This is a genomic window from Brevundimonas sp. Bb-A, from assembly GCF_009394735.1.
GTDB classification, from domain to species: Bacteria; Pseudomonadota; Alphaproteobacteria; order Caulobacterales; family Caulobacteraceae; genus Brevundimonas; species Brevundimonas aurantiaca.
The window spans coordinates 276,727-297,364 of sequence record NZ_CP045456.1; the positions used below are offsets into that span (position 1 = coordinate 276,727).

At 68.9% G+C, this 20,638-nt stretch carries 19 protein-coding genes; 3 read left to right on the plus strand and 16 right to left on the minus strand.

The genetic code is table 11. The features are described 5' to 3' along the window. Positions 1-127: 127 nt before the first annotated feature. The 5 genes from BSP_RS01440 to BSP_RS01460 all read right to left on the minus strand — a co-directional run bounded on the left by BSP_RS01440 (position 128) and on the right by BSP_RS01460 (position 4,849). Positions 128-2,023, minus strand: a complete 1,896-nt coding sequence (locus BSP_RS01440; RefSeq protein WP_152949075.1) for a M20/M25/M40 family metallo-hydrolase — start codon at positions 2,021-2,023, stop codon at positions 128-130. Between the two features lie 80 nt (positions 2,024-2,103). Then, positions 2,104-3,072 carry a right-handed parallel beta-helix repeat-containing protein gene (locus tag BSP_RS01445; protein WP_197273333.1) on the minus strand — a complete coding sequence of 323 codons (969 nt, stop codon included), beginning with the start codon at positions 3,070-3,072 and terminating at the stop codon, positions 2,104-2,106. A gap of 1 nt (position 3,073) precedes the next feature. After that, positions 3,074-3,895 (minus strand): PA-phosphatase, encoded by an 822-nt coding sequence (locus BSP_RS01450; RefSeq protein ID WP_152949076.1) that lies wholly within the window; start codon positions 3,893-3,895, stop codon positions 3,074-3,076. Continuing rightward, complete coding sequence (locus BSP_RS01455; RefSeq protein WP_152949077.1) at positions 3,892-4,407, minus strand: hypothetical protein; 516 nt, start codon at positions 4,405-4,407, stop codon at positions 3,892-3,894. Before BSP_RS01455 ends, BSP_RS01450 begins: the two co-directional genes overlap by 4 nt. 70 nt (positions 4,408-4,477) lie before the next feature. Further along, positions 4,478-4,849, minus strand: coding sequence for a hypothetical protein (locus BSP_RS01460; protein ID WP_054764094.1), 372 nt, complete (start codon positions 4,847-4,849; stop codon positions 4,478-4,480). 121 nt (positions 4,850-4,970) lie between these two features. On the opposite strand from BSP_RS01460, the gene BSP_RS01465 reads away from it, so the two are divergent. Further along, entirely contained in the window at positions 4,971-5,963 is a 993-nt protein-coding gene (locus BSP_RS01465; RefSeq protein ID WP_152949078.1) for an LLM class flavin-dependent oxidoreductase, read from the plus strand. Between the two features lie 18 nt (positions 5,964-5,981). Here BSP_RS01465 and pheT read toward each other — a convergent pair whose 3' ends face one another. The 4 genes from pheT to BSP_RS01485 form a co-directional block, all read right to left on the minus strand. After that, positions 5,982-8,435: a phenylalanine--tRNA ligase subunit beta gene (gene pheT / locus BSP_RS01470; protein WP_054764096.1), complete on the minus strand. Its 2,454-nt coding sequence runs from the start codon at positions 8,433-8,435 to the stop codon at positions 5,982-5,984. Further along, complete coding sequence (locus tag BSP_RS01475) at positions 8,432-8,824, minus strand: hypothetical protein (protein WP_224761097.1); 393 nt, start codon at positions 8,822-8,824, stop codon at positions 8,432-8,434. Before BSP_RS01475 ends, pheT begins: the two co-directional genes overlap by 4 nt. A 3-nt stretch (positions 8,825-8,827) precedes the next feature. Continuing rightward, entirely contained in the window at positions 8,828-9,904 is a 1,077-nt protein-coding gene (pheS, locus tag BSP_RS01480; protein ID WP_054764097.1) for a phenylalanine--tRNA ligase subunit alpha, read from the minus strand. Between the two features lie 176 nt (positions 9,905-10,080). Continuing rightward, on the minus strand, positions 10,081-11,067 hold the full coding sequence (locus BSP_RS01485; protein ID WP_054764098.1) for a polysaccharide deacetylase family protein: 987 nt from the start codon (positions 11,065-11,067) through the stop codon (positions 10,081-10,083). 158 nt (positions 11,068-11,225) lie between these two features. Between BSP_RS01485 and BSP_RS01490 the strand changes: the two genes are divergently transcribed. After that, a complete protein-coding gene (locus tag BSP_RS01490) occupies positions 11,226-12,845 on the plus strand; it encodes a response regulator (protein ID WP_054764099.1) in 1,620 nt (539 codons plus the stop codon). A gap of 69 nt (positions 12,846-12,914) precedes the next feature. Here the strand turns inward: BSP_RS01490 and rplT are convergent, their stop codons facing one another. From rplT to BSP_RS01525, 7 genes are all read right to left on the minus strand, one after another. Next, entirely contained in the window at positions 12,915-13,268 is a 354-nt protein-coding gene (gene rplT, locus BSP_RS01495) for a 50S ribosomal protein L20 (RefSeq protein WP_054764100.1), read from the minus strand. A 54-nt stretch (positions 13,269-13,322) separates the two neighbouring features. Beyond that, a complete protein-coding gene (gene rpmI / locus BSP_RS01500) occupies positions 13,323-13,520 on the minus strand; it encodes a 50S ribosomal protein L35 (RefSeq protein WP_054766748.1) in 198 nt (65 codons plus the stop codon). A gap of 164 nt (positions 13,521-13,684) precedes the next feature. Then, entirely contained in the window at positions 13,685-14,971 is a 1,287-nt protein-coding gene (locus BSP_RS01505) for an MFS transporter (RefSeq protein WP_054764101.1), read from the minus strand. Positions 14,972-15,059: 88 nt separating this feature from the next. Further along, positions 15,060-15,827: a hypothetical protein gene (locus tag BSP_RS01510; RefSeq protein WP_152949079.1), complete on the minus strand. Its 768-nt coding sequence runs from the start codon at positions 15,825-15,827 to the stop codon at positions 15,060-15,062. 110 nt (positions 15,828-15,937) lie between these two features. Next, on the minus strand, positions 15,938-17,923 hold the full coding sequence (locus BSP_RS01515; protein ID WP_227976010.1) for a S9 family peptidase: 1,986 nt from the start codon (positions 17,921-17,923) through the stop codon (positions 15,938-15,940). Between the two features lie 140 nt (positions 17,924-18,063). Further along, positions 18,064-18,585, minus strand: coding sequence for a translation initiation factor IF-3 (infC, locus tag BSP_RS01520; protein ID WP_039244129.1), 522 nt, complete (start codon positions 18,583-18,585; stop codon positions 18,064-18,066). Positions 18,586-18,710: 125 nt separating this feature from the next. Further along, entirely contained in the window at positions 18,711-19,673 is a 963-nt protein-coding gene (locus BSP_RS01525) for a glycosyltransferase family 9 protein (RefSeq protein ID WP_152949080.1), read from the minus strand. 198 nt (positions 19,674-19,871) lie between these two features. On the opposite strand from BSP_RS01525, the gene BSP_RS01530 reads away from it, so the two are divergent. Then, positions 19,872-20,612, plus strand: a complete 741-nt coding sequence (locus BSP_RS01530) for an alpha/beta fold hydrolase (RefSeq protein ID WP_054764104.1) — start codon at positions 19,872-19,874, stop codon at positions 20,610-20,612. Positions 20,613-20,638: the final 26 nt, after the last annotated feature.

The following is a 20,638-nucleotide window of genomic DNA, read 5'->3' on the forward strand; positions in this document are numbered from 1 at the left end:
GGAGAGACCCGCCATGGACCCGCCCCCGTTTTGGTGAGGCCGACTATGTGCACGGTTTGTTCCTGTTCACAAGATGTTCTCGTGAGGAACAGCGAGACTCTTCGGATCTACGTCCGTTTCTGACGTATCACTCCGCGGTGACGTCGACCGCCGCAGCCGGTTCGGCGTGGCGCGCGGCCAGGGACAGGCCGCAGCCGAGGATCAGCACGGCCGCCGACAGGCCCGCGAGCGTATGGACCAGGGCGCCGTTCGCCCCGGCTCGGGTCGGCGCCAGGGGCCGGACCAGGACGAGGATCAGCAGGGCGATCAGGGCCAGGGCCCAGGCCTGGCTCATGCCCACGCCCAGGAAGATGAAATGGCCCAGGCCGAACAGCCAGCCGCCGACCAGGACCGTGACCACGGCCGCCGGCGCCAGGGCCGTCCACCGCTCCAGCCGGGCGCCGATCAGGGCGGCCAGAGCCGCTGCGAAGGCCGCCGCCAAACCGGTCCAGACGAACAGCAGGGCCGCCTCGGGCGCGATCGCCTGGACCAGGCCGCCCAGGACCAGCACCAGGACGATCGCGCCCAGCCAGCCGCCCCAGACCGTCTCGTCCTCGCCGTCCGGCCAGAGGCTGAAGGCGACGCCGATCCCGGCGGCGCCGAGCACCAGATAATCGACCCCGCCCAGGACCGTCGCCAGAACGGCCGCCGCCGCGACCACCCCGGCCAGCAACCGCCGCCCGATCAGGGCCCGCCCGGCCGTCAAGGCCAGCAGGACCGCCAGCACGGCCAGACCAGCCCCCGCCTCCATCCAAGGCAGGCGACGCAGCATCATGTAATAGGTCTCGGCGGAGTCGATCCGCTCGCCGATCGGCCCCGCCAGGACCCGCGCCGCCTGGGCCGCCACCATGCCGACGCTCAGCAGCCACAGGCCGCCGGTGAAGCCCTTCACCCCCTGTCTCCAGGTCAGGCCGGTCGCATGACGCGCGCCCCAGGCGGCGAAGGCCGTGAGCCCAAGGGCCAGACCCAGCAGCCCCCAGCCCGTCTCAGGCCCATGGCGCAGAAGCCCCAGGCCGAAGACGTCGGAATAGACGAGGTTGCGCGTCGCCTGGGGCAGGGTCGGCGCGCGCAACAGGGCGTCGGCCGTCTCCAGCGCCTGGGCGCCGATATGCTGGACGCTGCCCTGGTCGAGGGCGTCCGCCGTCGAACCGGGCGAATGATACTGAGCCGGGCGGCCGAGGAAGGCCAGATTGACCCCCGCCAGCCCCCGGTCGGCGGCGATGGTGAAGTCGGTGCCGTTGGGCATCAGCCGATAGACGAAGACGGCGAGCGCATTGCTGGACGGCCCGCCCTCAGCCCGCCGCGCCGCCCGGGCGTACAGATCGACGGTCTGGGCGTTGCCCGGCCCGGTCTCGAACATCAGGGCCCGACCGCCGCCGCCCCGCGCCTCCAGGTTCACCACCGCCCCGACCCGGTCGCGCAGCGGATGTTCGCTGAAGAAGGCGCGCGCCCCGTCCAGGTTCAGTTCCTCGGCGTCGGTCAGGAGGACGATCAGCCCCCTATCGGCCGGGCCGCGCGCCTTGATCGCCCGCACCGCCTCCAGAACGGCGGCCACGCCGCTGGCGTCGTCGGCCGCGCCCGGCGACCCCGGCACGCTGTCGTAATGGGCCATCAGCACCACCAGAGGCAGGCGCGGGTTCCGGCCGGGCAGGACGCCGACCAGATTGACGGCCGAGACCCCTTCCGTGGAAAGGCCGTTCCGCTCCATCCGCCGCACGGCCGCCGGAGACAGGGCGCCGGCCTGAAACCTCGGCGACAGGCCCAGCTCAGCCATCCGGCCGTAGAGATAGGCCTGGACCAGGGCGTGGTCGGTCGAACCGACCGGCCGGGGCGCCCGCGCCATCAGCCGCACGTCCTGCATCGCCCTTTCGGCCGAAAAAGCGGCGGCCGGCGCGCTCGCCGGCTGGGGTCGAGGGGTCTGGGTGGTGAGCACGGCCAGACCCAGGGCCGCCGTCAGAGCCGCCAAAAACAAGACCAGCCGCATGCGATCCATCCCCCGAAGTCTCTAGCGGCACTAAGGACCGAGGCCGTGGCGTTTCGCAAGAGCGAGACGTCAGCGCCCCGTCAGCGTCCTGTCCGGTTCCGCTCGACCCGGTTGCCGACCGCCCCATCGCCGTCGTCGGCGCTGGAACCGAAGGGATAGCCCGCGTCATCGGCGCAATAGCGCCGGTTTCCCTCGCGCGCGCCGACCACCACCGTGCGAGGCCGCAGCCAGCCGGCGCCCGAGAAGCTATTGTCCGTGATCTGATTATAGGACGGCGTCTGGTGTCGGATCACCCCGTCCTCGCCGCAGTTGCGGTACAGAAAGATCCCGCCCCGACCGCCCAGGGCGAACCGGTTGCCGATGATGCGATTGGCGCCTGACCCGTCCACGGCGATCATTTCGCGTCCGGTGCGCAGCACGAAGTCGTTGTCCTGGATCAGGGCGCCCGCGCTTTCGGCGTCCAGATAGACGGCGGTGGAGACCGAACGACCGGTGAAGCGCGATTCCCGGACGGTCGTCCGCGTCACCCCTGGTCCGACATAGAGGGGAATGGTCCCTGTCGCCTGAACCCGCACCTGCTCCAGCACGGTCTCGGACGGAGCCGCCGCCTGGGCTGCGGTCGTATGGTCCGGGCGGCGGGACGAGGCCAGAAGATCCCGCATCGACCCGCCCGCCCCCATGCCCCAGATGCGGATATTGCCGACGACGGTGCAGTGGCGCACCACGGCGCCGATCGGCCGGCTCCACCCCTGCGGCGTCTGGCGCGACCAGACGGCGACGGTGGGGGATTGGGCGGTCGCCTGACCCGGCCGGCGGACCGTCCCGCCGCCGCAGTCCAGACCGGCGCCTGAGGCTTCCGCCCCCTCGATCAGGACCGGACGGGACACGTTCGCCCCCGCCAGGACGGCGCGACACAGCAGCCGATAGGGGCGGTCGGAGGGGGTGATCAGGTCGCGCACCTCCTGCGGCGTGCACGGCCTGGCGGCGGGCCGGGCGGCGGGGCGGTCGTCCATCGGCGCCAGCAAGGACAGCAGCAGGAGGCCGACCATTTCAGTCAGCGGCCGTCGCCGCCAGGGCGGCCCGTTCGGCGGCGCATCCCGGATTGGTCAGGCCGGTGGCGCGGCGCGCCTCCAGCTCTCGCCGCGCCGCCTCCGCCTCGGCCTGGAAGGCCGGCGCGGCGATGATCTGTAAGGCGACGGCCCGCCCGAGGGCCGCGCCGGCGGCGACGTCGCTGGGATAGTTCATCGCGCAAACCATTCGGCTGACGCCGATCTGACGGCCGATGCGGCGCACCGCGCTCGCATGATCCGGCTCCAGCGCGGCCAAGACCTCGGCATAGGCCGCGCCCGCCGCCGCGCCCAGGGACGGATAGGCGGCGCTGTCGCGCGCCGTCGGCGTCAGCCGTTCGCAGGCCGGGCGGTCGGGATCGTTCGACACAGGCCGGGCGCGACGCGCGCGGGCCGCGACCTGTTCGGACACGGCCCGCACATCGTGAAACGCCTTGGCCGCCATCCGATCCAGCGTCGGCGTCTCTCCGTCGCCGCCCAGCCGCAGCCCCAGGGCGCAGTCGAAATGTTGCAAGGCCAGGGGCGGACGAAGCTCGGCGTGGGCGGTGGCCAGCAGCCACCGATCCGACTGTTCCAAGGCCCGGAACCGGTCCGACTGATCGCGGTCTTGGCGGTCGGCGGCCGAGCCCGCATCGGGAGCGGGCGGCGCGGCCTCAGCCAATCGCGCCAAGGCCTCGGGCGACAGATAGCCGCTGTCGGCCAGGACGAAGACCGGCGCGGGGGACGGCCGCCCCCCGCCCGCACAGGCCGACAGGACAAAGGCTGTCGTCAGAACCGCCGCGAAGGAGGCGGCGAACGGCTTCACCGCCCTTCGCTCCAGCTCAGCTGCACGGAGGTCTCTCCGCCTTCGCCGGGGGCGGCGACGACGTGGATATTGGTCGCACCCGCCGGGCCGCCGGCGGCGCCATAGGCGCGGGCGTCGCCCTGGTTCATCCCCATGACCGACGAAAGCCCGGCCTGTTCGGCGCGCTCGCGATAAAAGGCCACCACCTCGTCGGGACTGGCGGAGGTGCGGAAGGTGACCAGGCCGCCGTCTCCGTCGGGTCCGGTCGCCGTCGTCCCCGGCTGGTCCATGACCGCGCCGGGATAGAGGGCGGCGTAGTCGGGCGCCCCCGGGGCGGCGGGCTCAACGCCGCCGCTTGAGGCGGGGGCGGCGGTTTCGGCGTCGGGCGCGACCGCAGTACCGACCGCCGCGGCCGGCGGCGCTTCAGTCGCTGCAGGAGCGGCGCGGCCTTGGGCCGTCTGGGCCTCCTCTCGGCCGCAAGCGGCGAGCGTCAATATCAGAAAGGCGGCCGAGGCCGCCGAAAGGCGTATCATCGGGGAATCGTCCCTTGGACCCGTGGTCGAGGCGGCACCGTGGCCTAAGGATGCGGCGCCAGCAAGGCGTTCAGTCGCCGCCGCGCCCGCCCTCGACCGGATCGCCCGCCTCGCCGGTGAAGCGCCGCCCGGACTCTGCGACGGCGTCGGGCTCGGCGTTCGACGGCGACTGCGGGTCCGCCTCCGCCCGCCCTTCGGCCGCCAGGGCCTCATTGATGACCGCCGAGTCGGGATCGTCGTCCGACCCGCTCGCCGAGCCGCCGCGTAACGAGCCCGCCCTCAGGTCCGAACCGGAGTCCGAACCGTCCAGCGCCTCGATCAGGGCGTCGCCCCTGCGCCCCAGGTCGGGCTTCTCGCCCATGTCCTGAGCTTCACGGGAGTCCCGGCCTTCGAGTTCCGATTCTGCGCCCTTGTCTTCCGCGTCCTTGTCGATGTCGGTCATGGCGCCGTCTCCTGTTCTGTCTCACTGCGTCAAAGGTCTGTGACCGTCTTCAGGTTCCCGTCCGCCGCGCCTTCCGCCCCGCGCCCCTTGAACCCCCGACGCCGCTTCCGATCTAAGCGTCATGATCCCCTTTTCCGTTCTCGACCTGTCTCCCATCGTCGAAGGGGGCGACGCCCGTCGCGCCTTCGACGAGACCCTGGCCCTGGCCCAGGCGGCCGATCGGCTGGGCTATCAGCGGTTCTGGCTGGCCGAGCATCACAACATGCCGGGCATCGCCGCGACCGCGACCGCGATCGTCATCGGTCACGTCGCGGCGGGCACCGAGCGGATCCGGGTCGGTTCGGGCGGGGTCATGTTGCCCAATCACGCGCCCCTGGTGGTCGCCGAACAGTTCGGCACTCTGGAGACCCTCTATCCCGGCCGTATCGACCTGGGCCTGGGTCGGGCGCCCGGAACCGACGGGGCCACGGCGCGCGCCCTGCGCCGCTATTTCGAGGGGGCGGACCATTTTCCGCGCGACGTGGTCGAACTGATCCAGTGGTTCGAGCCGGCCGCCGAGAACCAGCCGGTCCGGGCCGTGCCGGGCGCGGGGCTGCGCGTGCCGATCTGGCTCCTGGGCTCCAGCCTGTTCAGCGCTCAGCTGGCGGGGCAGCTGGGCCTGCCCTACGCCTTCGCCAGCCATTTTGCGCCGGAGCTTCTGCTGGAGGCCCTGGCCCTCTATCGCCGCAACTTCACTCCGTCCGACCGGCTCGCCGCCCCCCACGCCATGGCCGTGCTGAACGTCTTCGCCGCCGAAACGGACGCGGAGGGCGTGCGCCTGGCCACCTCGATGCAGCAGAGTTTCGCCCGGCTTTCGACCGGCAAGCCCGGACGCCTGCCTCCGCCGGTCGATGACATCGCCGCCGTTCTGACCCCGCAGCAGATCGAGAGCGCGCGCAGCCGCCTGACCTATTCCGCCGTCGGCGGGCCAGAGGCCGTCCAGAAGCAGCTGTCGGACTTCATCGCCCTGACCCAGGTGGACGAGCTGATGATCACCGGGATGATGTTCGACAAGGCCGCGCGAATCCGCAGCCTGGAGATCGTAGCCGAGGCGCGTGAACGCCTGGCGGCCTGATCTTCGGACCGCAGGACGTCAGGCGCGCAGCTTGCCGCCCTGTTTCTCGACCGCCGCCACCACCTTGGCGCTCAGGGCCTCGATCTCGGCCTCGGCCAGGGTCGCCTCGCGCGGCTGGATCACGACTTCCAGGGCGACGGACTTGAAGCCCTCGTCCACCCCCTTGCCGCGATAGACGTCGAACACCCGGACGTCGGCGATCAGCGCCTTGTCGGCGCCGGCTGCGGCCCGGACCAGATCGCCGACCGGCTTGGCCTCCTCGACCACGAAGGCGAAGTCGCGGGTCAGGGGCATGAAGGCCGACAGGTCGGCGGTTCCCCGCGCCTTGCCCGACCCATTCTTGCCTTTCTGGCCGCGCGGCTCGGGCACGGCATCCAGCACGATTTCGAAGGCCAGCATCGGACCGTCGGCGTCCAGCGCCTTCAGCACCCGCGGATGCAGCTCGCCGAACTCGACCATCACATTCTTCGGGCCCAGCTGCAGGCGGGCTGAACGGCCGGGGTGCCACCAGTCGCGGTTCTGACCCTGGACCAGTTGCAGCGAGGCGACCGGGGCGCCGATCTCCTCCAGCACGGCGGTCAGATCGGCCTTCAGGGCGAACAGGGCGTCGTCACCGGCGCCGGCCCAGTGGCGGGCGGCGTGGGGCGCGACCAGGCCGGCGATGACCGTGCGCTGATCCGCCGGTCCGTCGCCCAGATAGATCGGGCCGATCTCGAACAGGGCGGCGTCGGCGAAGCCGCGCGCGGCGTTCCTCGCCGCCGCCTGGATCAGGTTCGGCAGGGCCGAGGGCCGCATGCAGTCCAGATCGGCCGCGATCGGGTTCTCCAGCACCAGCCGATCGTCCCCGCCGCCGAACAGGGCTGCGGTCGATTGTTTGGTGAAGGACCAGGTGACGGCCTCGGCGTATCCCAGGGCGGCCAGGGCGCGGCGCGCCGTGCGGACGCGGGCCTGGCGGGGGTTCAGCACCCCGCCGGCGGGAGGGGCGACCTCGGGCAGGGGCGTGTCGGGCAGGCTGTCGAAGCCCTCGATCCGCGCCACCTCTTCCACCAGATCCGCCCGGCCCTCGACGTCGCGCCGCCACGACGGCGGGGTGACGATCCAGGGTTCGGCCTGACCGGCCGGGGCGGCCTGCACCAGGAAGCCGAGCTGGCCCAGGATGGTCCCGATCCGATCCGTCGGCAGGTCCATGCCGCTGAGCCGCTTCACATAGGCGGGGTCGAAGGCGAAGGGCGCCGGCCCAGCCGGGGGTTCGCCGACGAAGACGATCTCGGACGGCTCGCCGCCGCACAGGTCCAGGATCAGGCGGGTGGCCAGTTCCAAGCCGGGCGTGACGGAAACGGGGTCTACGCCGCGCGCGAACCGATACTGGGCGTCGGAATGGATGCCGAGCGCACGGCCCGTCTGGGCGATGACCAGGGGGTCGAACCAGGCGCTTTCCAGGAAGACGTCGGTGGTGTCGTCGTCGCAACCGGTGCTTTCGCCGCCCATGACCCCGCCCAGGCCGATGGGGCGCTCGCTCCCGGCGTCGGCGATGACGCAGTCGGCGGCGGAGACCGCATAGGTCTTACCGTCCAGGGCGATGAGATGCTCGGGCTCGCCGCCCTCGATATGGGCTGTCCCGGCCGAAACCTGTCCGCCCCGCACCACGATCTCGGTCCCCGACAGCTTGGCCAGGTCATAGACGTGCAGCGGCCGGGCGCGGTCGTAGGCGATCAGATTGGTGACATCGACCAGGCGGTTGATCGAGCGCAGGCCGATGGCGGTCAGGCGCTTCTGCAGCCAGGCCGGCGACGGGCCGTTCTTGACGCCCCGGATCACCCGACCGGCGAAGACCGGGCACATCCCGGGCGCGTCCAGCCGGACGCTGATCGGCGACGGGAAGCCCCCGCGCACTACGGCGATGTCGAAATGCTTCAGCTTGCCGACGCCGGCGGCGGCCAGATCGCGCGCGATCCCGGCGACGCCCAGCCAGTCGGGCCGGTTCGGCGTGACCTCGAAGTCGATCACGGGCTCGGCGCCGAACAGGCCGGCGACCGGGGTTCCCACCGGGATTTCCGGCGGCAGTTCCTGGATGCCGTCGCTCTCATCCGCCAGCTCCAGCTCGGAGGCCGAGCACAGCATGCCGTTGGACACCACGCCGCGCACCGGCTTCTCGACCAGGGTGACGCCAAGACCCGGCACATAGGCGCCGATGGGGGCGTAGATGGTGGTCAGGCCCGCCCGCGCGTTCGGGGCGCCGCAGACGATCTCCTTCATCCCGTCCACCGTCTCGACCTGACAGACCTGCAGCCGGTCGGCGTTGGGGTGGCGTTCGGCCGAAATGATCCGGGCCACGGTGAAGGGCGCCAGCTTGGCGGCGGGGTCGAGCACCTCCTCGACCTCCAGCCCGGCCATGGTCATGGCCTCGGCGATCTGATGGACATCGGCCTCGGTTTCGAGGTGATCCTTGAGCCAGGACAGGGTGAACTTCATGCCGGAACCCCGCCCAGAACCTGCTGGATATTGGTCAGAAACTCCGGCGCCCCGGTGAAGCCGACGCGGAGGAAGCGGCAGTTGACGAAGCTGCAGTCCTGGAAGGCGACCGTGCCGGTGACCTTTTCAGGGCCGACCGGCTGAAGCAGCAGATTACGCGGGTCGCCCATGGCGTCGCCCATGTTGCAGCCGTCGAAGCTGCACCCGCCCACGGCCAGCAGCACAGCCGGCCCTTCCAGAAAGCAGTCGCGGAAGGTCTTGCCTGCGATCATCGCCTCGCCGCGCTGCGCGGCCTCAATGACCAGCTGCGGCAGCCAGATATGGACGCCCTCATAGGCGGGACCGGCCCCGATCAGGGGCAGTTTCAGCGTGTCGTCTTCGATCTTCATGATTCAGCTCAGGCCCGAAGCCGGATTGGGGGCCGCAAAGGCCGAGAAGCCGTAGTGCGCCAGCCAGCGCGTATCGGCCTCGAACATGGGGCGCAGGTCGGGCACGCCGTATTTCAGCATGGCCAGCCGATCCACCCCCATGCCGAAGGCGAAGCCCTGATATTCGTCCGGGTCGATGCCGCAGTTCTTCAGCACATTAGGATGCACCATGCCGCAGCCCAGGATCTCCAGCCAGTCGTCGCCGGTGTTGAACACCAGCTTCCCGCCGGATCGGTCGCAGCGGATGTCCATCTCCGCCGACGGTTCGGTGAAGGGGAAGTGGTGCGGACGGAAGCGCGCCTGAACCGCGTCCAGCTCGAAGAAGCGGGCGATGAAGGTCTGAAGCGTGGTCTTCAGATGGCCCATATGGATGTCGCGGTCGATCACCAGACCTTCGATCTGGTGGAACATCGGCGTGTGGGTGGCGTCGGAGTCCTTACGGAAGGTGCGCCCCGGCGCGACGATGCGGATCGGCGGCTTCTGGGACATCATGGTGCGGACCTGCACCGGGCTGGTGTGGGTCCGCAGCACCTTGCGCTCCCCCGTCTCGGGGTCCGGCTTCAGGAAGAAGGTGTCGTGCATCTCCCGCGCCGGATGTTTCGGCGGGAAGTTCAGGGCGGTGAAGTTGTGGAAGTCGTCCTCGATGTCCGGGCCTTCCGCCACGGCGAAGCCCATCTCGGCGAACAGGGCGATCATCTCGTCCATCACCTGCATGGTGGGGTGCACCCCGCCCTTGCGACGCGGACGGGCCGGCAGGGTCAGGTCGACCCGCTCGGCCTGAAGCCGGGCGTCCAGTTCGGCCGCCTCCAGCTCGGTCTTCTTGGCCGTGATGGCGGCGGCGACGCGGTCGCGCAGGCCGTTGATCATCGGCCCCTGTTCGCGGCGTTCGTCGGGGCTCAGGGCGCCCATCCCCTTCAGCAGGCCGGAAACGGAGCCGGACTTGCCCAGGGCGGCGACGCGCACCTCCTCCAGGGCGGCGACGCTCTCTGCGCCGCCGATGGCGTTGATCAGGTCGAGTTCGAGTGTGGCGAGATCGGTCATTTGGCCCGTGCCTTAGAGCATGATCGTTTCGGACGGAACCGCTTCGCGGTTCCGGCTGAAGCGTAAATCATGCTCTCGGTTTGATCTGGAGCCTGATTCACGGCTTCAGCGGGATCGCGAAGCGATCCCTCCTCAGCCGATCAGGCTCTAGCGGGCCGCAGCCGTTTCGTCACCCTTCAAGGCGCGGTTTGCGCCCCGGCGATGGCCTCAAGCTCGGCGGCCGGCGCCTTGTTCGCCGCGACGATCCAGGCCGGTGGCTCCGGCTCCCAGCGGATGGGCTTGCCCTCGGTGCTGGTCCAGCGGTGCAGCCACGAGATTCCATTGGCGCGGACATAGGTGTCAGCGTGCTGATAGATCGGGTCCGACAGGGCCTCCTCCAGGGGCACGAACCGATAGCCGCGCGCCAGATAGAGGGCGTGGATCTGCGGATAATAGGTCTGGTTCAGGCTGTTGGCGTGCAGCAGCAGGACCTGGGCCGGCTCGCGCCCGCCGGTCAGTTCGGCGCTGTAGGGTTCGTAGAAGTCGAGCACCCGGGTCATATGGGCCACATAGGCCTCGCCGATCCGCCGCTTCAGCGCCGCGTCGCCCCGCTGCTCGGCCTTGCGATAGACGTCGGCGAACATCCAGTCGTTGTTGTCGATCGTGACCGGCGCGACCGTATAGCCGCGCTCGGCCAGGCCGGCGGCGATGGCGTCATGCTTTTCCTGGGTCTCGCCGGTGAACAGATAGGGGTGGCGGAACCAGCGCAGGGTCCGCCCGCGCGCCTGAAGCGCGGCCCGTGTCGTCGCAGCACCGGCGTCCACATCGGCCAGATAGGCTTCCGCCGTCGTCTGGTGGATGTTGATATGGCTGAAGCTGTGATTGCCCAGGTCGAGCCCGGCGTCCAGCCACAGGTTCAGAACCTTCGGCAGGGTCGAGGCCCGCGTCGCTTCGCACACCCGGCCGTCATTGACGAAGGCCGTCCCATGGGTATCCAGCGGCTTGAGCATGGCCAGGAAATCCGTCGTCAACCGCATCAGCTGCGCCGGGTCGCACAGGGCCGCCGCCGGCCCCTGATAGGGCAGGTCGTCAAAGGTCACGGCCACCTTCCGATCCTGGGCGAGGGCCGGGCTGCCGAGACCGGCGACCAGGGCGAGGATCAGGCTGAAGAGGCGGCGCGTCATACCCAAAGCCTAACGCCTGTCGCCGCACGCGCAACCCCGGCTTATTTCATCAGTTTACGGAATAAATGTCGGAAAGACGCCGCGAAAGGTTCATCCACGGCAAAGCTGATATTAAAGATCGACCGCTAAGCCCGCTGATGTGGACATTGGGGGGCCGAATGCCGCTGATTGGTGACTTTGTCGAATTGATCGCGCCGGTCGCCCCGTCCACCCTGGGCGCCGAGGTGTTCGACCGTTTCCAGCGGGAACCCAACACCCTGGCGATCGCGGTGGTGGGCCAGGACGGACGGCCCTTGGGGCTGATTGAGCGAAACGCCTTCACCCTGCGGATGGCGGCGGAGTACGGCCGCGCCCTCTACGCCCGCAAGCCGGCGGCGAGTTTGATGGACCGCAACGCCCCGGTGGCCGAGGCTTCGACCAGTGCGGAGTTCTTTTTCCAGGCCTATGGGGCGGCCGAACTGGGCGCCCTGCTGGGCGGCTTCATCGTTGTGGCCGATGGCCGCTACCTGGGGGTCGGCACCGCCCTGCAGATCGTCCAGGCCGGCGCCGCCCTGCACCGCCAAAGGGCCGAGGAGATGGGCGCCCTGGCCCGCGATCTGGCCGCCGCCGAGGCCGAGGCCGTCGCCTCCAGCCGCGCCAAATCGGAATTCCTGGCCGTGATGAGCCATGAAATCCGCACCCCTCTGAACGGCGTCCTGGGTGTCGCGGCCCTGATGGAGAAGAAGCTCGAGCAGGAAGAGCTGCGGCCTTACGTCCGTACCGTCATCGATTCCGGCCAGAGCCTGCTGCGGCTGTTGACCGACGCCCTGGACATGTCTCGCGCCTCGGCCGGGATGCTGACCCTGGAGGAGGAGCCGCTGAACCTGTCGGCCGTGGCCTTCGACATCGACGCCCTGTGGCGCGCGCGCGCCGAGGAGAAGGCGCTGAGCCTGACGGTCCGCACCGAGTTCGAGGCCGGCCACTGGGTCAGAGCGGACGGCATGCGCATCAAACAATTGCTGAACAATCTGGTCGGCAACGCCCTGAAGTTCACCCAGAGCGGCGGTGTGATCGTCACCCTGTCCAGCCACTTGACCCCTGACGGGGTCAGAGTCGAGCTGACGGTGGACGACAGCGGTCCCGGCGTGCCTGAAGCGGCGGCGGCGACCATTTTCGAACCCTTCAACATCGGCAAGGCGGGGCGCGAAGGCGCGGGCGCCGGCCTGGGCCTGGCCATCTGCCGCCAGATCGCCGAGCGGATGGACGGCAGCATCGGCCTCAGCGTCTCGCCCCAGGGCGGGGCGCGCTTCCATGTCGTCCTGCCCCTGACCGCCTGCGCGGCCGAAGAGGCCGCCGCCGCCGTTCCGATGGCCGAGCCCACCGCGCACGAGACCCTGCATGTCCTCGTGGTCGACGACAACGCCGCCAACCGTTTCGTCGCCGCCAAGCTGCTGGAGATGTTCAACTGCACGGTCGAACTGGCCGAGAACGGACAGGAGGCGCTGGACGCCGTCAGCAACCGCCCCTTCGACCTAGCTTTGATGGACATCAAGATGCCGGTCATGGATGGGATCGCGGCGACCCGCGCCATCCGCGCCCTGCCCGGACCGGCCGCCCGCCTGCCCATCCTGGCCCTGACGGCCAACGCCGACGAGCGCGACGAGCTGGACTATGTCGCCGCCGGCATGAACGGGGTGGCGCAAAAGCCGATTCAACCCGACGCCCTGTTGAACGCCATTCGCCTGGTCCTGGCCGAAGCCGAAGCAGAGACCCCGGCGGCCGAGAGGGCCGCAGCCTGATCCCTGAAACGAAGAACGCCCGCCCCGGCGAACCGGAGCGGGCGTTGATCCTTGTCGCGAAGACCCGGCTTAGGCCAGGGCGGCGCGGACCTTGTCGGCGATCGCCTTGAAGCCGGTCGGATCGGCGGCGATGGCGGCCAGAACCTTGCGGTCCAGCTCGACGCCGGCCTTGTTCAGGCCGTTGATGAACTGGCTGTAGGTGAAGCCTTCGATACGGGCGGCGGCGTTGATGCGCTGGATCCACAGGGCGCGGAAGTTGCGCTTCTTGGCGCGGCGGTCGCGATAGGCGTATTGCCCGGCGCGGTCGACGGCGGCCTTGGCCGTGCGGATCGTATTCTTGCGGCGGCCGGAGAAGCCCTTGGCCTGCTCCAGAACCTTCTTGTGCTTGGCGTGCGAAGTTACGCCACGTTTCACGCGAGCCATGTCGCTATTCCTTCAAATTCTTTGGGTTGGATCAGTTCGTACAGCGCGCGCCGATCAGGCGTACGGCATGTAGGACTTGATCTTCTTGGCGTCGGCGTCGGACATGGTCTCGGTGCCGCGGTTCTGGCGGATGTATTTCGAATTGTGGCTGATCAAGCGGTGACGCTTGCCCGCAACCCCGGCCTTCACCTTGCCAGTGGCCGTGAATTTGAAGCGCTTCTTGGCGCCCGACTTCGTCTTCAGTTTCGGCATTTCAGTCTCCATATTGGAGGGGCGACCGTCCTTCGGACTGTTTGAGCCCGTCGGGGGAGGTGTCTCTCCAGAGTTATGAACCGCCCAGGCATGCCTGTTCGCCCGGCGGTTCGGTACGCGAAGGCGCGGCTTCTACGCGAAGACCGAGGCCAGCGCAAGATGAGTCAGGCCGGGGCTTTCACGCCGTCATCGACCTTGCGAATGACCCGCCCCGCATTCAGCGCCATCACCGCCGCCGGAACTGTCAAGAGCGCGCCGATCAGGAAGGGCCAGTCATGCCCCAGGCCGGAGAACAGGCCCCCAGCGACCATGGGGCCGAAGATGCGCGCCACCGAGCTGGAGGCCATGTTGAGCCCCAGCATGGCCCCCTGCCGATCCGGCGGCGAGGCTCGGCTGATCATGGCCGAGATATTGGGCATGGCCAGGGACATGCCGCAAGCGCCCACGGCCATGATGATCGGAACGACCCATCCCTGCACCACCGGCAGGGACAGGCCGCCCAGCTCCAGCCGGGCCGCCGGGAACCACTCGACCGGCGCCAGCACCTGAAGCACCAGCGAGGCCCCGAACAGCAGCATGCCGGTCGCCAGCACCCGCGCCTCGCCGAACCGGCGCGCCAGCCGCCCTGCCAGGAAGCCCTGATTCAGGACCGAAATCACGCCCACGATCATGAAGCTGAGCCCCACCTCGCGCGCACCCCAGGCGTAGCGGCTTTCGGACCACAGGCCGAAGACGCTCTCCATGGCCGAGAAGCCGGCCATATAGATCAGGGTGACGACCAGAACCCGCGACACCACCGGATTGGTCCGCGCGTCCTTCAACCCCGCCAGGAAGGCCGGACGCGCCGCCGTGGGATCGGCCTTGGCCCGGCTTTCGCGCAGAAAGACCATCACCCCGACGGCCGCCAGGGCCGCCAGGGCTGCGGCCAGGAAAATCGGCAACTGATAGCCCAGCCGCCCCAGCTGCGGCTGGGTCAGCAGTCCGCCCAGCCCCGGCCCGACGATGAAGCCCAGGCCGAAGGCGGCGCCGATCAGCCCCATCCGCCCCGCCCGCTGTTCCGGCGGGGTCACATCGGCCACATAGCCCTGGACCGTCGAAATATTGCCCGCCCCCAGGCCGGTGAACAGCCTGACCGCGACGGCCAGCCAGATATTGGGCACGAAGGCCAGCATCAGATAGCCCAGCGCATTGGCCACAAGCGTCACCAGCAGCACAGGTTTTCTCCCCACCCGATCCGACAGCCGCCCCCAGAAGGGTTCGGCGAAGAACTGGCCCAGGGAATAGGCCGAGAACATCAGGGTGATCTGCCAGGCCTCGGCCTTCAGGCTCTGGGCGAAGAAGGGCAGCAGCGGCACCACCAGGCCGAACCCGACCAGATTGATGAAGACCACCGCGAACAGCACCGCCAGGGCGGGCGCGCGGACGGCGGGGCTCGGGGTCGTCTGGGTCATGCCCCACGCTTAGCGCGACGCTTGGCCTGCGAGAAGCGCCGTCCTGACGTCGTCGATCGAATCCCCGCCGGATGCGCCGCCCAAACCTTCACTGTCCGCCGAGCCACGCCACGAGGCCGCCCGCCAAGGCTTTCCAGACAGGATTGGGATAGAGCGACGTGGCCACGACCAACCAACCGATCGCCCAGGCAGTGGCCCATGCCACACCCGCCGATATCCGTCGATGCATGACGAGGTCGAGGAACATAGGGGCGAGCAGGGCGAGAGCGCTGAACCCGCAACCGGTGATGAAGGCACAGGCGAATCCATCGCCTAGCACTGGCTGTAAGGACTGGCCCAGAAGCGCGAAACTCCAACGTCCGAAACCTGCGTCGGCGAGCGCCAGGGTCGATAACAGCATCAGCCGTTTGTGCAGCGCGCCCTTGGCGCGATTGATGAAGCCCGCGCAGACCAGACCGGCGAAGCTGATCATGTCGCTCATGGACACGGCCAGGAAGGCGGGATCCGCCGCCGGGGAACCCAGGCGATTCACTTGGACGATGAGCGCCGTCGCCGGCCCCAGGACCAACATTACCCCCGCGAGCGCCATCGCCGCCAAGCCCAGGGTCCGATGCAGGCCGAACCTGCCTTGACGGATAAAGACGACCTGGGCGGTAAACACCACCAGCCAGCCCGTGAACACCAAGGCGTGAATATGCACGATCAGCGGGTAGGTGAGATCGCCGGCGCGAGACTGGCGCACCATTTCGCCGCCGAACCCCATGATCACGCCCAGCCAGACCACTGCGGTCATGACGGGAAAGAACCAGGCGTCCGCCTTGGGCCGCGGCGCCGCAGCCGTGGCGAGATGATTCATCGGCCCCCCCCCTCGCGCCGATCCCCATCGACTTCGCGAAACTTAGAAGTCCTTTAGACGCGGCGCCAGTCTCAAGGACGGGCCGTCAGAAAATTTGCCTGAGACCGGCGTCAGTTCGCGCCCACTGGATTGTTCATTTCCAGGAACCGCACCGTCTCGCGCAGCATCTGCATCCGGGTGTCGGCGCGCGACAGCCAGTGATCCTCGCCCCTCAGCTCGATGAACTCGACCGGCTTGTCCGCCCGTCGCAGGGCCTCGGCCATGACCCGGCTCTGTTCGATCGGAACGACCGTATCGTCGCGGCCATGGAGCAGCAGCAGAGGGCCGGCGCTCGCCTGGGCCTGATAGGCCGGCGACAGGGCGTCCAGCCCGCGATCGTTCAGGCGTTCGGCCCCCATGAACCGGTTCCAATAGCGAACGGTCTGGCTGTCGCGGCGGGCCTCCTGGCGCGCCTCCCAGTTGACCATGCGGCGCAGATCTGAGACGCCCGCCACGGCGACGCCGCAGCGATAGACCCCCGCGTCCAGGGTCATGCCCGCCATGGCCGCATAGCCGCCGTAGCTGGCGCCCACGATACAGACCCGCTCGGGGTCGATGATCCCTTCGGACGCCAGCCAGCGGACGCCGTCCGACAGGTCGGTCTGCATCTTGCGGCCCCATTCGCCGTAGCCGGCCTCCATGAAGCTGCGGCCGTAGCCGGTGGAGCCGCGGAAGTTGGCCTGGAGCACCGCATAGCCGCGCGACGCCAGGGCCTGGGCCCACCAGTCGAAGCCCGCCTCGTCGCGAGCGGCCGGCCCCCCGTGGGCCAGGACGATCAGAGGCAGGGCCTTGGGCGTCTCTACGCCCGGCGGCAGGGTGAGATAGGCGGGGATCTCCAACCCGTCGGCGGCCTTATAGGCCACCCGTCGTGTCGCGCCGACCTGTTCGGGCAGGACCGTCGGATAGGGTTCGGCCAGAATCTCCGCCACGCCGCGGCGGAAGTCGATCAGCTGATAGACACCCGCCTCGCCCTGATCCGTGAAGACCACAATCTGGTCTTGCGCGTCGTTCCACGACACCAGCTTCGGCCGCTTGCCGGCAAAGGCGCGCTCGATGGCGGCCCAGCGACGCGCCGCATCCGCGTCGATGAACTCATAATGGACGCCGTCGTCCTCGGTCCGGCCCGCGCCGATCAGAAGTTGGGTGACGGGATGATGCACCAGAAAGTCAGGATGGTGTTCGAAAGGCAGGGGGCTCCACTCGCCGCTGTCCACATCCACCTCGAAAAGCACGTCCAGGGTTTCCGCCTCCGGATCCGCAGGCGCCAGATCGGGTCGATCCGCCCCGATGATTATCGATCGCGCCGTGCGGCCCAGACCATAGAAGGCCGGGGTGTCGATCGGCGCCTCCGTCGACCAGCCGTCGCGGAAGAAATTCCCCTGCTTGAGGCGCAGCGTCCATTGTTTGCTGCGCTCGACATAGCGGCCCATGGCGATCACGTCGCCGGACGGGTCCTGCACGAAGTCTTCGATCTCCCGGTCCATGCCCTTGACGGGACGGCCGCGCCCGGAGGTCAGGCTGATGGCGTGAAGATCGATCTGATTGGTCACCAGATTGACGCCGCGCGCATAAAGCGTCGCGCCCTCATCCGAGCGACGGATCGTAGCCGGGCCGTACAGAACGGCCAGCACGTCCGGCGTCCGGTTCAGAACCTGGACCATTCGTTGGGTCTGAAGGTCGAGGATCTGACCGAAATACAGTTCGGACCTGGGCACCCCCAGAGAGGCGATGCTCTCGGTGCGAGAGGTGACGACCAGCACCTTGTCCTCGCCGAGCCAGCGCAGGTCGCGGACCTTCACATCCCCGACGTCGGCGACGAACAGGAGCCCGCCGCTCATATCCGTAACGACCAGGGCGCGGATTTCGCCGGCGACGGTGATGCGGGCCAGGCGATCGCCGCTCGGCGACAGCTCCAGATATTCGATCGCCGGCAAGGCGCCGTAGGCCTCCAGCGGCGGCGCGTTCTGAGCCGAAGCCTGAGCCGGAATCGCACCGCCCCCGCACACGGCCGCCGCGACCGCCACGGCGGCCGCCCAAATCCTCAATCCGAACACCACGCCCGTCCTCCCCCGAGTCCCGGCTCCTTTTCAGACCCTCAAAGCCCAGGTTGCAAGACCTCTTCGCTCAGGACGCAAAAAAGAAAACGCCCCGGCCGTTTCCGACCGGGGCTTTCAGAACTCGGCGATGAATCGGTCGATCAGCGCGGGGCCAGGATCATGATCATCTGGCGGCCTTCCATCTTGGGCGCGAACTCGACCTTGGCGATTTCGTCGAAATCGGCCTGGACCTTGTTCAGCAGCTTCATGCCCAGTTCGGGGTGGGCCATTTCACGACCGCGGAAGCGCAGGGTGACCTTCACCTTGTCGCCCTCGTCGAAGAAGCGGTGCATGGCCTTGGCCTTCACCTCATAATCGTGGGTGTCGATGTTGGGACGGAGCTTGATCTCCTTCAGCTCGACGACCTTCTGGCGCTTGCGCTGCTCGGCCTTCTTCTTCTGTTCCTGGAAACGGTGCTTGCCGTAGTCGAGGATCTTGGCCACCGGCGGCTCGGAGGTGGAGACGATCTCGACCAGATCCAGCCCGGCTTCCTCGGCGGCTTCCAAAGCGGCGGAGGTGGGCATGACGCCCTGCTTTTCCCCGTTCTGGTCGATGAGAAGAACGCGAGGGGCGCGGATATCCTGGTTCATACGCGGCCCGTCTTTCACGGGTGGCGCTTGCATGGGACGGCGAATGGGCGTCGTTTCCTTATGTGGTCAAAGAAGGCGTGTGTCGTGATGAGCGAACGGGCGCGGCTGTGGCCACGGTCCCCTCTCGCCCGGCAATATGCGTCAGGAAGCCCTATTTTTCAAGGCTTGGCGGGCGCTCCGGCGATATAGGCGTCGTGCAGGGCCAGCACGGCCTCGAAGACATGTTCGACCGTCAGGTCCTCGATCGGGGCGAACTGGCCGCGCGTTTCGTTCGAGGCGGCGGTGCGCGTCTTGGGGCCCCAGGGCCCGTACAGCCACCATTCCGTGGGCCCGAACAGGCCCAGCGTCGGGCGGCCCAGGGCCGCCGAGACGTGCATCAGGCCCGAGTCATTGCCGACGAACAGATCGGCCCGATCGATGGCGGCGGCTGAGGCCAGGATGTCGCCCTTGCCGACGAAGTCGATCCCCCGCGGCCCCGCCGCCTCCAGGGCCGGGGTCGCCGGCGGCCGGTCGCCCGGCCCGCCCACGGGCATGAAGCGCCAGCCGTCGAAACGGGGCTCGGCCTTCAGCTTCTCGACCAGGGCGCCCCAGCGGTCGGCGGGCCAGCTCTTGCCCGGCTGGTGGGCGATGGGGGCGAGCGCAATGATCGGTCCGGGACCGGCGCCGCCGGCCAGCTGCGGATCGATGACGGCGGCGGCCTCGGCCCGCGCCTGGTCGTCCAGGAAGATTTCGGGATCGAGCGGCGTCTGCGACCCCATCAGGCGCGACACCATCTCGACCTTGCGCAGGCCGGTCTCCCAAGATCGGTTGTAAACGATGCGCCGTTTCGCCGGGATCAGATAGGCCAGGGCCGAACCGCGAATGTCGATCACCAGGTCCCAGCGCGTACCGACGACCTGTTTCCAAAGATCGACCCAGTGACCGGCCATCTTCTTCTTGTCGAGCACGAGGGTCCGGGCCACGCCCGGCGCCGAGCGGAAGAAGGGGGCGGGCGGGCGACCGCAAGCGACGGTGATCTGCGCCCCCGGAACCTGACGCGCGATCTCTCGGATCACGCCCGAGGAAATCACGCAGTCGCCGATGCGGTTGGAGGTGACGAACAGGACCTGGGGTGCGGACAAACGACTGACCTTTCACACCGTCATCCTCGGGCTTGACCCGAGGATCGGGTGCGCCGCGAAAGACTGCGGATGGAGTGGCGACTGTCGCCGCCTTCAGCCGTCCGTGTGCGTCACGCCCGATCCTCGGGTCAAGCCCGAGGATGACGAAGACGCGAACAGGAGGATGACGCCCATACAAAGTCGCGGCACAAGAGCCCCATGAACGATCTTCAACACCTGTCCCGCCCCGATGGCGAAACGCTCGCCTTCAAACGGATCAACGGCTCCGGTCCCACCGTCGTTTGGATCGGCGGCTTCCGTTCGGACATGGAGGGGACCAAGGCCCTCGCCCTGGACGCCGCCGCGCGCGACCGCGGTTGGAGCTTCATCCGCTACGACCATTTCGCCCACGGCCAGTCGTCCGGCGACTGGCGCCGGGCCACCATCGGTCGCTGGCGCGAGGATGCGATCGCCCTGATCGACAGCCTGTCGGGCCCGGTCATCCCGGTCGGCTCGTCGATGGGCGGCTGGGTCTCGCTGCTGGCGGCCTTGGCGCGGCCACAGCGGATCAAGGGTCTGGTCCTGATCAATCCGGCCCAGGACTTTACCGAACGGCTGATGTGGCCAGGCCTGGCCGACCACGAGCGCCAGGCCATAGTGCGCGAGGGCGAGACCCTGATCGTCGAGGAGGGCCTGGGCGAATACGTCCTGACCCGTCGCATGTTCGAGGAGGCGCGGAACTGGCTGCTGCTGGACGGCGTCATCGACATCGCCGCCCCGGTCCATATCCTCCAGGGGCGGGCCGACGACGTGGTGCCCTGGCGCCATCAGGTCGAACTGATCGAGCGGCTGACGGGCGGCGACGTCCGCCTGGACCTGATCGACGGCGGCGACCACCGGCTGTCGTCGCCGGCGGACCTGACCCGGCTGGTCGAGGCGGTGGAGGGGATGCGGGGCTGATCGACCCAACTCCTCCGTCACCCTCG